The sequence below is a fragment of the Allocoprococcus similis genome (assembly GCF_054660775.1).
Map to the genome: position 1 here is coordinate 136,279 of NZ_BAAHSG010000001.1, position 13,943 is coordinate 150,221.

Annotated in this window: 16 protein-coding genes and 2 pseudogenes; 1 reads left to right on the plus strand and 17 read right to left on the minus strand. The window is 42.2% G+C overall.

All coding sequences use genetic code 11. From position 1 onward, the window contains the following. Positions 1-58: 58 nt before the first annotated feature. A pseudogene (locus ACYQ5K_RS00750) lies at positions 59-604 on the plus strand (DUF4368 domain-containing protein); the annotation flags it as partial. 115 nt (positions 605-719) lie between these two features. On the opposite strand, the gene ACYQ5K_RS00755 reads toward ACYQ5K_RS00750, so the two are convergent. From ACYQ5K_RS00755 to ACYQ5K_RS00835, 17 genes and pseudogenes are all read right to left on the minus strand, one after another. Further along, positions 720-2,474: an ABC transporter ATP-binding protein gene (locus tag ACYQ5K_RS00755; protein WP_029732456.1), complete on the minus strand. Its 1,755-nt coding sequence runs from the start codon at positions 2,472-2,474 to the stop codon at positions 720-722. Next, positions 2,468-3,649 (minus strand): ABC transporter ATP-binding protein, encoded by a 1,182-nt coding sequence (locus ACYQ5K_RS00760; protein WP_459777164.1) that lies wholly within the window; start codon positions 3,647-3,649, stop codon positions 2,468-2,470. The genes ACYQ5K_RS00755 and ACYQ5K_RS00760 overlap by 7 nt, the downstream gene beginning before the upstream one ends. Next, positions 3,646-5,817: an ABC transporter ATP-binding protein gene (locus ACYQ5K_RS00765; RefSeq protein WP_459777165.1), complete on the minus strand. Its 2,172-nt coding sequence runs from the start codon at positions 5,815-5,817 to the stop codon at positions 3,646-3,648. The genes ACYQ5K_RS00760 and ACYQ5K_RS00765 overlap by 4 nt, the downstream gene beginning before the upstream one ends. After that, the gene (locus tag ACYQ5K_RS00770) at positions 5,814-6,467 is read right to left on the minus strand and encodes an energy-coupling factor transporter transmembrane component T (protein WP_459777166.1); all 654 of its coding nucleotides are present in this window, start codon (positions 6,465-6,467) and stop codon (positions 5,814-5,816) included. Before ACYQ5K_RS00770 ends, ACYQ5K_RS00765 begins: the two co-directional genes overlap by 4 nt. After that, positions 6,467-7,051: an MptD family putative ECF transporter S component gene (locus ACYQ5K_RS00775; protein ID WP_029732453.1), complete on the minus strand. Its 585-nt coding sequence runs from the start codon at positions 7,049-7,051 to the stop codon at positions 6,467-6,469. Before ACYQ5K_RS00775 ends, ACYQ5K_RS00770 begins: the two co-directional genes overlap by 1 nt. A gap of 178 nt (positions 7,052-7,229) precedes the next feature. Then, positions 7,230-8,087, minus strand: coding sequence for a helix-turn-helix domain-containing protein (locus ACYQ5K_RS00780; RefSeq protein ID WP_373241194.1), 858 nt, complete (start codon positions 8,085-8,087; stop codon positions 7,230-7,232). A 203-nt stretch (positions 8,088-8,290) separates the two neighbouring features. Continuing rightward, a complete protein-coding gene (yaaA, locus tag ACYQ5K_RS00785; protein ID WP_029732451.1) occupies positions 8,291-9,049 on the minus strand; it encodes a peroxide stress protein YaaA in 759 nt (252 codons plus the stop codon). After that, positions 9,049-9,156, minus strand: a pseudogene (locus ACYQ5K_RS00790) (peroxiredoxin); the annotation flags it as partial. The pseudogene ACYQ5K_RS00790 and the gene yaaA, both read right to left, overlap by 1 nt. Positions 9,157-9,374: 218 nt before the next feature. Continuing rightward, positions 9,375-9,545 carry a hypothetical protein gene (locus ACYQ5K_RS00795; RefSeq protein WP_373241192.1) on the minus strand — a complete coding sequence of 57 codons (171 nt, stop codon included), beginning with the start codon at positions 9,543-9,545 and terminating at the stop codon, positions 9,375-9,377. Between the two features lie 339 nt (positions 9,546-9,884). Then, positions 9,885-10,808 (minus strand): thioredoxin-disulfide reductase, encoded by a 924-nt coding sequence (trxB, locus tag ACYQ5K_RS00800; RefSeq protein ID WP_459777167.1) that lies wholly within the window; start codon positions 10,806-10,808, stop codon positions 9,885-9,887. A gap of 15 nt (positions 10,809-10,823) precedes the next feature. Beyond that, positions 10,824-11,147: a thioredoxin family protein gene (locus ACYQ5K_RS00805; RefSeq protein ID WP_029732564.1), complete on the minus strand. Its 324-nt coding sequence runs from the start codon at positions 11,145-11,147 to the stop codon at positions 10,824-10,826. Between the two features lie 334 nt (positions 11,148-11,481). After that, on the minus strand, positions 11,482-11,880 hold the full coding sequence (locus tag ACYQ5K_RS00810; RefSeq protein WP_459777168.1) for a NifB/NifX family molybdenum-iron cluster-binding protein: 399 nt from the start codon (positions 11,878-11,880) through the stop codon (positions 11,482-11,484). After that, a complete protein-coding gene (locus ACYQ5K_RS00815) occupies positions 11,877-12,254 on the minus strand; it encodes a DUF134 domain-containing protein (protein WP_459777169.1) in 378 nt (125 codons plus the stop codon). Before ACYQ5K_RS00815 ends, ACYQ5K_RS00810 begins: the two co-directional genes overlap by 4 nt. 98 nt (positions 12,255-12,352) lie before the next feature. Beyond that, positions 12,353-12,937, minus strand: a complete 585-nt coding sequence (locus ACYQ5K_RS00820) for a 4Fe-4S binding protein (RefSeq protein WP_029732562.1) — start codon at positions 12,935-12,937, stop codon at positions 12,353-12,355. After that, a complete protein-coding gene (locus ACYQ5K_RS00825) occupies positions 12,934-13,134 on the minus strand; it encodes a 4Fe-4S binding protein (RefSeq protein ID WP_028086469.1) in 201 nt (66 codons plus the stop codon). Before ACYQ5K_RS00825 ends, ACYQ5K_RS00820 begins: the two co-directional genes overlap by 4 nt. A gap of 119 nt (positions 13,135-13,253) precedes the next feature. Next, positions 13,254-13,580 carry a hypothetical protein gene (locus ACYQ5K_RS00830; protein ID WP_242827138.1) on the minus strand — a complete coding sequence of 109 codons (327 nt, stop codon included), beginning with the start codon at positions 13,578-13,580 and terminating at the stop codon, positions 13,254-13,256. Positions 13,581-13,665: 85 nt separating this feature from the next. Further along, the coding region (locus tag ACYQ5K_RS00835; RefSeq protein ID WP_459777170.1) for a response regulator at positions 13,666-13,943 on the minus strand (278 nt) is incomplete at its 5' end.

The following is a 13,943-nucleotide window of genomic DNA, read 5'->3' on the forward strand; positions in this document are numbered from 1 at the left end:
GCGGAGTTCACTTTACATTTTCCCCGTATATTTTTCTGCCATATGTACTGCCATAACACCATCTGCCACAGCATACTATATCTGCCAGACCTACAACCGGCTGGGTAAGAACGCCTGTAACAGCCACAAGATTGAAGCAAGGGATTTGTACAATCTGGTGCTGAAGGATATACAGGAATTGGCGGCTCAGGCCATGAAGGACGCCGATGCGTTCTACCAGCGGCTTAGCAGCCGGATGGAGCGTCGGTATCTGGTGGACGCTTCCCAGACAGAGAAGGAACGGAAACGGCTGGAAGCCCGGAATCAGGAAATTGACGGGATGTTTTAATCCTGTATACGGATAAGGCCAAAGGCGTCCTCACCGAGCAGCGGTTTATGAAGATGACGGCGGTGCTGGAACAGGAGCAGGAAGCCAACCAGAAGTGCCTACACGATCTGGCGGTGATGCAGAGCCTGGCGGATGCACAGGAAAGCGAAGTCCGCACTGAACCGGCTTATCAGCAAAATCCTGATTGGCGAGGTTAAGAAGGTGGACGGCCAGAAGGTGCAGGAAGTCAGGATTGTTTATGGCTTTGTCGGGGAAATCCCGGAGATTGTAGCATAAGAACAGCGAAGCCCTCCCCATGCAGGGGGAGGGCCTTTTATTTTGGCTAAATATGTGATGTTCAAATTGCGAATAATTGTTTGATTATTTAACGCACATGCAAATATCTGCATTTTTATAAGTGTCCGCCTTGTGCTGCAACCAATCGCTGGAACAACCCGTTTTCTTCTAATAATTCTGTTGGCGTTCCCATTTCCACGACCTGTCCGTGATCCAAAACAACAACTTTATCCGCATTTGCAATCGTCCTCATGCGGTGAGCAATCACCAACACAGTTTTTCCTTGCAGCAGTTCTGACAACGCCTGCTGGACAAGGGTTTCATTTTCCGCATCCATAGAAGCGGTGGCCTCGTCCAATATTACAACAGGAGCATCCTTTAAGATTGCCCTGGCAATCGAAATACGCTGTCTCTCACCGCCGGAAAGAATGCACCCATTTTCTCCGATATTGCTTTGATAGCCTTCTGGTAGCCGTGATACGAACTCCTCGCATTGCGCGGCCCTTGCCGCCGCCAGCACTTCCTCATCGGTGGCATTCTGCCGCCCCAGCCGAATATTTTCCATGACGGATTGATCAAACAAAGTAACTTCCTGGAACACAATCGAATAATTTTTGAACAGCGTTTCAGGCTCTACTGTAGTAACGTCCACACCGCCTAATAAAACCCTGCCGGAATCAGCATCCCAAAATCTTGCCGCCAGTCGGGAAACGGTAGATTTTCCGCCTCCTGACGGGCCTACCAACGCAGTAATCTCACCCTGCTTTGCCACAAAGGAAACACCATTCAGGACACGCTCGCCATGTCTGCCAGAAACAGCTGTATCCTCCAAATCTGCATGATAGGTAAACACAACATCCTGAAATTCAATATCATATCCCTGATTATTGCAGACAGGCTGCCCGCCCTGCTCCTTGATAGCCTCCATTTGTTTTGTCCGTTTAATACTGACAAGAGATGAGATCATTTCCGCCATCAGCATGAACGATGAACCAAATGGCTCATATACACGCCCGGCCATAACAAGATATAAAATAAACATGGTAACCGAAAGGCTTCCATCCGCAACCATCAGACCACCTGCAAGCAATACCGCCACAATCCCAAACCGTAAGAAAAATTGTGCTAATGTCACGGCGATTCCGGGGGGCAGTTCATTTTGGAACGCACAAGACACAACATGCTCTAACTTTTTGTCCACATCCTCAAGATATGCTTTTTCAAGTCCGTCCGAGCGCAGTTCTTTCATCACATCTAAATACTCCTGCACACTGTCATATGCGGCTCGATGCGCATCCAGATTTCGTTCTTCTGCCTTTATTTGTTTTTTTCGTGCGGCAAGCACTACAAGTGCAGAAATTGGAACCGGAAGGATAATACACAATCCCATACGCCAGTCAATCACCAGCAATCCGCAGGAAATAATGATAAACATGATGACAGTTCCCAAAAAGCCGGGTACCGCATTTGAAAACATGCGTTCCAATTTTGAGCAATCCCCCATCATCGTTGTTGTCAAATCGGATAGATCTCTTTGACCAAAGAAAGACAACGGCAGACGACGCATTTTTTCAGCAAGGGACATCCGGCGCTCAGCGCTTTCCTCATATGACACCTTATATGTCAAGTTGTATTGAACCCACTGAGTGACAAAGATAAGTGCAGTCAAAAAAGCACATAATAAAAGGATAAACGGAATATTTGATTCTGAGCCGCCACGACCGACCGTTTTATCAATCAACGCCATTGTCACAGTCATCAGCAAGGAAACAGGCAGCATGACACAGAGATGCGCCGCTGCTGTCGCAGCGATACCTTTTTTCAAATCCCGTGCACCCTTATCACTGAGCGCAAGCATTTCTTTTAGCATGACCGCACCTCCTTTGTAAGCTTCCAGGAAACAGACTGATTGTAGTCCTCCCACATACGGGCATATTCCCCCTGCAGTTCCAGCAATTTTTCATGTGTTCCTCTCTCTACAATGCTTCCTTCTTTCATTACTAAAATCTGATCCGCATTTTGTACCGTACTCAAACGATGCGCAACCATAATAACCGTTTTCCCTTTTTGCAGTTCCGCAAGAGCCTTCTGGAGCTGCGCCTCGTTTTCCGGATCGGCAAATGCTGTGGCCTCATCCAACACAAGAATAGGCGCATTTTTTAGTATCGCTCTGGCAATTGCAATCCGTTGTACCTCGCCGCCGGACAGGTACACGCCTTTTTTCCCGACCACACTGTCAAGGCCATCCGGCAGCTTCTTCAAAATATCATCACACTGTGCCAGATGTGCCGCACGGAGGATCGCATTCCGGTCTGCATCGTGGCAGCCGCCACGGATATTATCCTCAAGCGTTGCCTTCCGTAATTTAGGATTCTGGAATACGAAAGCAACCTGCTTCATCAGAGATTCCCTCTCAATCTGATCCAGCGGCGTTCCTCCAATCAAGATGGTTCCCTCCTGCGTATCGTAAAAACGAGGGATCAAGCTGGCAATGGTCGTCTTTCCGGAGCCGGAGTGTCCTACCAACGCAGTCGTAGTACCTGTCGGGACAATAAAGTTAATATCGGAAATCGCAGGCGTTTCTCCCGTGGGATAAGTAAATGTCACATGTTCAAAACAAATATCCCCGTTCTGCGGTTTTACAGGCTGCATCGGCTGCTTTTGTGGTTTCGCCAAAAGAATGGTATCGATTCTTCGCATAGATTCTACCGCCTGCATTTTATAATTGCTCATATACATAATTTTATTGAGCATGGAAGCGCAGGCCGGAGCGAACACTAGATAAAACAGGAATTTTCCTGCAAAAGCAACGGTATCACCTGAAAACGTCATTCCTATCAGCGCTGCCGGGACAAGTACCAAAAAGGAAGCGTTCACGATTGTATTAAACCCGACATATCCTGGTTTACACGCCATTGTAAAAGCAAGGGCGTCGTCACGGTATGCAGTAATTGCGTCCCGGAATTTTCTTATGGACCAGGCGGATTGTCCAAAAACCTTGATAACCGATATTCCCCGTACAAATTCTACCGCCTCATGGTTCATTTCTTCCTGTGCGTCCTGATACCTTTCATAAAGCGCATGGTTTTTTCACCCATTATGGTCATCTGGCAGGTAAAGCTGGCAATCAGAAGTAGGAGCAACGGTAAACCGATCCGCCAGTCAATCGCAATCATTAAAATAAGCCCGACAACCGTCGCTACTTGTGCGCCCACAAGATCGGGCATCTGATGCGCCAGATAGCTTTCTACCTGGGCGCTGTTTTCATCAATAATCTTCCGCAGTTTTCCACCGGGATTTTCTTCAAAATAGCCCAACGGCATTTCAGAAAGATGGCGAAGCGCTGCCATTTTCAAATTCTTTTCCGTATGAAACGCCCCCACATGAGAGCAGAGAAGTGCAATGAAATTGACTGCTAACCCCGCCAACTCAAACACAAGCGCCCATATCCCCCATTGCATCATATGCACAGTGTCATATCCGCCGCCCGACATGCCGATGAGCAATTCTCTTGTGGCAAAATAAATACACAGAAAAGGTGCCAGTAATAACAGAGAACTGAATCCTGCCAAAATCTGAGACACGCTGAAAAGCCCTTTGTATTTTCCGGAGAACTCAAGCAACCGTGGGATTCCTGTTTTTAGCGGTTTTTCTGTTTGTGAGTTTTCTCCAAACACCTTTTTCATATAAAGTATCCCCCTTTCGTCTAATTTAATAAATTTTTTTATCTCACCAGAATGGATATGAAGAATATGTGTGGCGCAGCGCAGGATCAGTTCCGGATCATGGGTAACCATCATACTGCAAAAAGCATTTTCGTTTGCTTCCCGGATCATTTCCGCAGTTCTCATCAGATTATCTCCATCTTGACCGCTTGTGGGTTCATCATACAGCATAATTTCTCGATTTGTACATAACGCCACACTAAGAGAGAGCCTCTGCTGCTGACCGCCTGACAAAGAACCCGGATGGCGGTTTTCCAATCCTGCCAGCCCCATTTTCTCCAAAACGGCTACCGCTTCAGTCTCTGTAACAGTTCCTTTATTCAGCATCAGTTCACCTAGCACCGAATCACTGAACAGTTGATGGCCGGGTTCCTGCAGGACCAGGTAAGCCCGCTCCGGCAGCTTTTTGTTTGATATTCGCTCTCCATTGATCCGCACAGTTCCATGATGTTTCAGCAAACCGCAAAGACAAAGCGCAAATGTTGATTTCCCCGCACCATTTTCTCCAATGACCGCTACAATTGCACCTTTGGGAATCGCCAGTCTGTTTATATCCAATACTTGCCTCATTTGACGCGAAAACCGAAGCCCTTCTATTTCAAGAAAAGCTGCCTTTTCCATGTCCTTTTCCTGCCTAATCGTGCGTGTCCCCATATTCCAAAGCTGTTTGCGGCGTACTGCTCTTAAGCCTGACTGTTCAAGTTCTTGAAGCGACAGCGCCAGAATTTCATCCGATGTAAATTCATTTTCTATTTGTCCATCTTTCAACAGAACGTATCTGTCTGCAATATCTTCCAGATACCATAAACGGTGTTCGGAGATCAGAATCGTCTTTCCCTCATCCTTCATGGTTCGGATCAGGTCTTGCAGCTTTCGGATGCTTTCCATGTCCAGATTCGAGGACGGTTCATCCATGACGATGACCTCAGGCATGGAGGCATACACGGAACCACATGCAATTTGCTGCTTTTCCCCACCGGATAATTGAAAAATATCTCTGTCCATCAAAGTCTGTATATCCAGCTTCCAGGCAGTTTCCTTTAAGCGTTCCACCATTTTGTCATGCGGGATGTTCAAATTTTCCATATTGAACGCCATCTCTCCGGTCGTATCCAGATGAAAAAACTGTGTCCTCGGATTCTGAAACACGCTGCCCGCCACGGCGGCAACCTGGGGAAGGGATGCTTCCTTTATATGGACGTTTCCAACAGTAATGTCTCCCTCCAGGCGTCCCTGATAAAAATGAGGAACAAGGCCATTGACCATGCGCAGCATCGTCGTTTTCCCGCATCCGCTTTTTCCGCATAATACGATACATTCGCCGCGTTCCGCATGAAAATGAATATGCCGGAGAGCCGGTGGTTCTGATCCGTCCGGAATACCGCCCTGATAGGCAAAGCTGACATCATCGAAGGTAATCATAGTCCTCCCCCCTTTCAAACAATCAGGTTCCATGCCAATATTCCGGCCGATACGGTAATGATTCACCAGTCCAGAATGGACAGTTTTACTTCTATGTAGCTGCTGCGGCGTGTATCTCGGTCAAATCCTCTTGCCATCACAGCGGCGGACATTTCATCCACAACAACGGAGCATTGCATCAAAAAAGGAACCATCATATACTCCAACATATGGACAGGTCGAGTCAAAACATTGCGCCAGTTCCATGCCAGCCCCCTCAGGCGGAGCGCCTGATTTACCATTTGCCATTCCTCCTGAATCGTGGGAACAAAACGGAACATTACCGCCAGTGGTATTACAACCTCGGACGGCATGTGCATTTTGGTAAGTGCGGATATATATTCTCCAATTTTCGTTGTCTTTGTAATAAGATAAAAGGACGCAAACAGAGGGAGGATAAAACGCAAAACATGGCAGATAGCTGTCATAATGTTCCTTGATACCCCGGTTAGATGCGGCACCATATACAAATCTGAAAGCAGCATGGCAAGAAAAAGAACGCCTGTATAAAATGCCCGTTTCCATTTCCTGCAAAGAAGCGTGGTAAACACACATAACGCAAGCAACGATATTTCCTGTATGTACGACAAGCCCGAAAAGACGGAGAAGCAAGCTGTGACAAACACCGCCAGCTTGCTCCTCGGATCTAATATGCCAGTCGGATTATTCCGCGCCATCACGCAGTGATTCCCGCTTTCTCAAAATGCTTTTTCAGAATGCGCTTTCCAAGGAGACCTCCCAGCAGACCGCCGAACAGTGCAAAGGCGATCAGAACCGCAACAATCCAATCAGGTGTCAGGGCATCCAATGCTGCGGCATAATCCGCGCCATAATAGGTTGCACAATTCTCCAGAAACGCTTCCTTTGCTACAATAATTGCAAAAAACGGTCCCATTGAAGTCATATTGAATACGACATAGCTTGCAGCCAGCATACCAGCAGATCTTCTCTCTTTTCTGGATGCGATTACTTCCGCAAGAATTCCCCAGATAACGGAAAACAGCAGCGGATAAAATGTTGACATAGAAGTGATTAGTCCCACCAGCACAGCCAATATCAGGATTGCACCTTTCTTGGGAACCTTTGCCGCATACAGCATGTATACTGTACCCAGAACGATACCGGCAATCAGGGGAGTTGCTAAAAAGAGAACCGGAACAACGGGCAGAACCACCGATGACAGGACGGTCAGAACCACCAGATAAATGGCGCCGAAAGCACCTGCGGCAATTAAATCTTTTGTCGTAAGTTTTGTTTTCATATAGATACCTACCTTTTTATTATTGTTTATTAGTCTCAACTAACTCTTGTATTGTAGCATTTATCCAGATTTGCTTCTACTCTAAAAAGCCAACAAATCGCAAAAATGCTCCGAAAAGCCAAAAAGTGATGATGTCAAAAGACAGCATCACTTTTTGGGCTTTAGTTAATTACTTTGGCTATATGGTAGTATTTAATTTTTGTGCCTTACGATAAGCATTGGGTTTATATCCTATAACGGCATAAAATGCTTCTGAAAACTTACTCGGATTCTCATATCCCATCATCAATGCAATCTCACTGATTTTCTGATCGGTCTGACGCAGTAATTGTGCAGCCTGATGCATTTTGTAATTCCGCCAATATGCATAAGGAGATTCTCCGTACACCTGCCGGAAGCCATCTTTTAACTGTGTCAGGCTTAAACCATGTTCCAAAGCCAACTCCTTCAAATTTGTTCTCTGCGTCATGTCCTGCAGTAAATGCTCTTTTACATGTTTAATACGCTCCACAGTTGCCCCTGAAAGATACTCCCGATTTTCTTCAAAAACAATTTGCTTTGACTGAAAATGATAAAGCAGCTCCAACACCTTTAATCTCAAAAATGGCAACGATGGATGCGGAAGTGTCAAATGTGCATATAACTCCTGATATACATGCTCTATTTCCGCATTCCGGCGATATACATGGCATTCTGTATTGAGAGAATATTTTTCAACTATTTTCTCTGCGCTGATTTGAAAAGCCTGTAATTCGTGTCCCCTTTTCATGATTTCCGGAAAAAGCAGAATGGTAGAGCCGTAAAAATATTTTAAAGGAAAAGAAGAAGCAACCGGAGGATGCAGTTGACTGTTAATCGCAATATCTCCTTCTCCTAAATAGATATAGCTCTTATTATCGAAAGCGCACTCATATCTACCTTTTTCGCAATGATTAATTCCAATCACATTTTCTTTTCCGCTTCCACGAAAACAGCTTTCGATAGCAAAATCAACCACCATTAACTGTACGCCCGAAAAAATATCATATACCCACATATCAGCAGGGGCATCGCCCGCCTGATAATCTACATAAGTAATAAAAGGCTCCTTGCCCGGAATTTTCTTATCTTGCTTTAAACATTGAAGTTCTGTCGTAGCTGATACACCTCCAGATGACGCTTTTATATGGTTAGTGGCAACTAGTCATAGTTTACAATACGAGGACATAAAAGTCAATTTGAACACAGGGTTTAAAATAATCATTCAATCATCATTTTTTTCCGTTCAAAAACATATTCTGCATCTGATGATAAATCAGAGCGGAATGAATAGCCTAGTCTATCAAATTTCTTAATATCCTCAGGATTTTCAATTCTGTTTTCAGCCATGAACCTAACCATTTCACCACGGGCCATCTTAGCATATGTACCTTTTGTCACCAGTTTATCTCCTGATAACTCACAAAATGTAATCGTAATGTATCTATCCTGTCGTGTCAGATATTTTTCTATGCACTTAGAGTATTCTTTCGATGCCAGATTGATTATAATCCTGCTGTTATCAATCACTGAGCGGTATAATAAATCTCCCCAGTACTCATACAGATTTTTTGTTTCTCCTATTCCAACCTTCGCCTGCATTTCCAAACGATAAGGCGTCACACCATCCCTTGGTTTTAACACACCATAAAATGCAGATATTATTCTCAAATGATTTTGTACATACTCGAACTGACTGTCCTCAAACACGGATGGAGCCATATATTGAAAAGCAATTCCTTCATATGATAAAACAGCTGGAGTAAGTAAATGATAAAGATCCATGTTTTCCAATCTATTGAAGTTCTGTTCTGCAATTTTGTCATTACATTTCCAGATAGTCTTCAGTTCTTCTTTTGACTTACTTTTCAACCAACTTTGTATCTCTATCGTCTTTTCAATAAATTCAGGCAATCCATCCGATGCTATGCTGTCAGTATCTGTAATCATCTTTTTAGCAGGGGATAATATTATCTTCATTAATCTAATTCCTTAAGCATATTTTCAGGATCATCTGCAGCCTTGACTTTATCATTTGCCTTTATAATAATCCCCTGTTCATCAATAAGATATGTGGTTGGGATAATGTATTATAGTGGAAATTTTGAAATTTCCTTTATCCAATAGGGTAATTATCTTGAATAAGATATATGAAATTTTACACGCAAGAAGATGTATCCCCTTGCGATGTATTAACTATAGAAATGTAATTTACTGTCGTGTCAAAAGATCATTATACTCAATTTCAACATAATCATTCGATATTTTGATCTTCTTGATATATTCACGTACAGTCTTTTGTCTTTCATTGAAAGATATGAACTCCCAGCTCGTTCTTAATCTCAACTTTTTTTGCCTTGCTGCTTCTGTAAAAATTGTTCATCGCATACGCAACTTCTTTTGTAATCTCGATCATTTCTCCATCAATATTTGCGTAGTACTTTCCTTCATAAAAATATGGGTGTTCAATATACATATCCGTTCCTCCTGAATTTGAAATCTTGTTGCTCGTTTCAAATCCAGAAGGAGGACCTCTGTTTAGGATCATGCCTGCTCCGCCTTTATCCTGCCGGGATACGCCCGCAGTTATTGGCTGAAAAATTTAGGCACGAAAAAAAGCCCCAGTAGTTTTTTCTTAACTACTGAGGCTTTCGTCTCTTTCTTGTATTCAGTTATCTATGCCTTCTTTCATCAGCATAATCATTGTATCAGGATAAAGTTCACAAAGTATCCGCAATACGTTCCCATAAGTTCATGTCATTATTGAAATCGTACATATTTCAGTATAAAAAGTTCACTATTCAAATTCTGATTATTATTTCTCCACATACTCTTCTGCCATATGTACTGCCATAGCACCATCTGCCACTGCTGTTACTATCTGACGAAGTAACTTTGTTCTGACATCTCCTACAGCATAAACACCCGGAATACTCGTTTCAGTGTTTTCACCTGCCACAATATATCCTTTATTATCCAGTTCTATCTGATTATCTAAAAAATCTGTTGTCGGTTTTCTTCCTATACTCACAAACAGGCCGTCACATTCTATAATGTTTTCTTCTCCTGTAACTGTATCTTTCAACCGCACACCAGTCAATCGTTCTCCATAAATCAGTTCATTTACTGTATTGTTCCATCGAAACTCTATATTTTCAGTTTTCATCAGCTGGTCATGGTAGATTTTCGTTGCACGTAATGTATCTCTTCGATGAACAATGATGACTTTCTTAGCAATTCGACTTAAAAGAACAGCATCTGATACAGCAGAATTTCCACCACCAACAACCACCACGATCTTATCTTTATAAAACATACCATCACAGGAGGCACAATAAGCACCCCCATGACCTATCAATTCTTTTTCTTTAGCGAGACCAAGTTCTCTTGGATTTGCTCCAGTAGCAATCACTACTGTTTTCCCAATATAAATTCCCGAACTAGTTTCTACTCTCTTAAGCTTTCCTGTTAAATCCATATTAAAAACTTCAGCATATTCACTTTTAGCGCCAAATTTTTCCGCCTGTTTTTGCATTTTCTCTGCCAATGAAAATCCGTCAATTCCATTTTCAAAACCAGGATAGTTATCAATCTGCCAGGTCAATGACATCTGACCACCTGCAGATAATTTTTCTAAAACAATGGTATCAAATCCTGCTCTGGCTGCGTATAATGCTGAAGTATACCCTCCAGGTCCTCCCCCCACGATAATCATATCGTAAACATGATTTTCATTCATACAGCAGTCCTCCTTTTATTTTTCCAATGCTTCATTAATAAAATTCTCTATCATTATTTTTGATTCAGGTGCAACAATAGAATCTACTGCCTTTCCATTTCGATATAAAACCAGCGTAGGAATCACCTCAATCTTTTCAGCTTCTGCAATCTGCGGTTCTTCATCAATATTTACTTTTCCAGCAACAAGTATATCGCTGTATTCTTCACTTATTTTTTCATAAGCTGCTCCAATTCTACGGCAATAACCACACCACGGTGCCCAGAAATCAACCAAAACCGGTTTTTCCTTATGAATTAATTGTCCAAACTTTTCTTTATTTATATTTATAGATGTCATATTTTTCAACTCCTTCTCCTATTTGAACTTAATATACCCCAAATAAGTGCTTGCTTCCGTGATGATATCACAGAAAAGTTGATTTACTTTATTACGCTTTTTTTACTTCTATTTACAGCATATGTCAGTTATATAATTGACTCTTCTCAATAAATTAAGTATACTCTCATCTTTGACAGTTACAAAAAGATGGGAGTATTATACGTTCAATTCATTATTTTCGGCAAGTAAGAAATAATCAATATGAGAATCACATAACACAAAAGGATGTGCTGCGGTAACTTCTACATTACCTTGGCACATCCTTTCGTACTATTATTTTTTGCTATTCTTCTTAATGGCAGCTGTGGCTTCCACATCCATGCTCGCCACATGTATGTCCTTCCCCGTGGTTATGCTCATGGTGAGAACACTTAACATCCGGATTATAATCAAGTGTTTCATTGATAAAAGCTTCTACTGCTTTATCCGCATCTCCGGAAACTCCTCCGAAAAGCTTAATACCGGCCGCCGCTAACGCTGTCTGTGCACCGCCTCCGATTCCGCCACAGATCAAAACATCTGCGTTCAATGCATTAAGAACTCCTGCCAATGCGCCATGTCCGCTTCCATTCGTATCTACTACTTCTGAATGTACTACTTTTCCTTCCTCTACATCGTAAATCTTAAATGTCTCTGTGTGTCCAAAGTGCTGGAAAATCTGTCCATTTTCATATGTTACTGCTATTCTCATAATACCTCTCCTTTTTCTGCTGCATATTTTTTGTAAATTTCCTGTTTGTAACATCCTCCAAAGCTGCAGTTTCCGCTCTGACCGTCACAAATTCTGAAATCCCCGCCCTCAATTCTGAGCGGATGTCCGTCAATAAGTGCATCTGCTATTTTCTTCCGGGCAATCTCGTAAATCCGCTGGACCGTCGTTCTTGCGATCTGCATAGATACTGCACACTGCTCCTGACTATAACCTTTCTTGTCCAAAAGACGGATTGTCTCGTACTCATCTACTGTCAGAACAATGGGTGTTTTTTTCTCCGTATCATCTGCCGGAAGAAATTCTAAAACATTGGGGAAATGGCAGACTTTTCTGCATTTTACTGGTCTCGGCATAAACTGCTCCTTTCTCGCTTTTCTTATATAATAGTCCTATAAAAGGCATATGTCAATAATGTTTTTGACATATGCCTTTTATGAATCACCTTATAGTATTACTTCTTTTCATTATTTTTTAATTTACAGATACCCTGCGTCATTGTTCCCATTGGACAAAATGTACACCAGGTTCGTGGCTTATATAACACCATTACAATCAACCCTAACAACAAAGATGTAAGCATCAAACTATAAAATCCAAAACTAAACTGTGCCACCCAATCAGCTACTGTTCCGGCAGTGTATGTCCATCCCCACGGAACACGGAAGGTCCAGAATAATTTGATGGCTTCACGCAAGGAGGATGCTCCGACACCAACTAAATATGTCTGAAATACCATATTTCCAAACATTGTAAGGAAAAATATCAAAAAGCCGTATCGGAACCATTTTGAACTCATCCATCGCGGGGTTGGTTTATTTCTTGAGCATTTTAAATCTCCACCAAGCTTACTAAAAAGCTGGCCACGTCCACACAAATGATTACAGAAAAATTTATTTTCACCGAATATTGCTATTCCTAACGGCAACAGGAAATCAATCATCCCAAACCAAGCGAACAAAACATTAAAAAAACCGAGAGCAAAATAAAGGATCGCCCATATCCATAAATAATCATACCAATGTTTCTTTTTCTTCACATCGCTGTCCTCTCTTTCATTTCAATACAACCTGCCGGACAGGACTTTGCACATTTTCCACATCCTACACACACTGTTTCTTCTACCACAGCATAACATCCATGGTAAACTTTGGCCGCTGCCAGCGGACAAGTATTTTCACATACTCCGCAGGCAACACATCTTTTTTTATCGACACTTGCCACTCTTTTTGCCAATGCTTTGTTCCCCTTTCAAATTTTGTATCTCTATTGTACCTGAAAAAGGTAAATCCTTCTGTGACATTATTACATAAGAATTTACCTTGAACGCTAATAACTAGAATGACATATTTTTATTATACATTACCTTTATATTTATATATGATGTTTAGAATCTCCTCGGTTGTTCTAATAATTACTTTTTGTTTTTCTTTCATTGTTATAGATTTGCTTTCTTCTTCAGCTAACGAAGAATAAAGGTGGATGATATTAGCATGATGCCATATCTCATCGCAAATTTTCTCAATTTCATCAGCCCTCCGAAATGCCTGGTCTGTTTGTATTTGCAAGTGTTCTCGTTGCTCTTCCAGATGATTCATCTGTTCTAGTAACTGATCCCTTTCTTTCTGCAATTCATCATGTTGTGCCTGCAGTTGATCCATTTGTATTTTAATTTCGCTCATCTTATCTTTCTGTCTCCGCATAAGCATCATCAAATATATAACTATGAATGCAAATAATAGTATTATGTACAGCATAAACTTCTCCTCACGACACATATATTTCGACGTTTTTCCGCAAATCAACTATTGATAATGGCATAGAAAGAACAGTTAGTTTTCCTGAATTCTTTTTAATTTCAACAGCATCAGGATTTCCTGTGATTATAATTACAGGTGTTGTCCTGTCAGCACGCCATGGCTGATTCGGTTGGCTCGTCATATCTTCGGTAACAATCCAAAGATCCGGCTTATGTTTTCCTAATTTTGTTTTAGCGCTTTCCGGTGTGTAAAACAGCATGATCTGCTCTGAAATAAATTGCAATG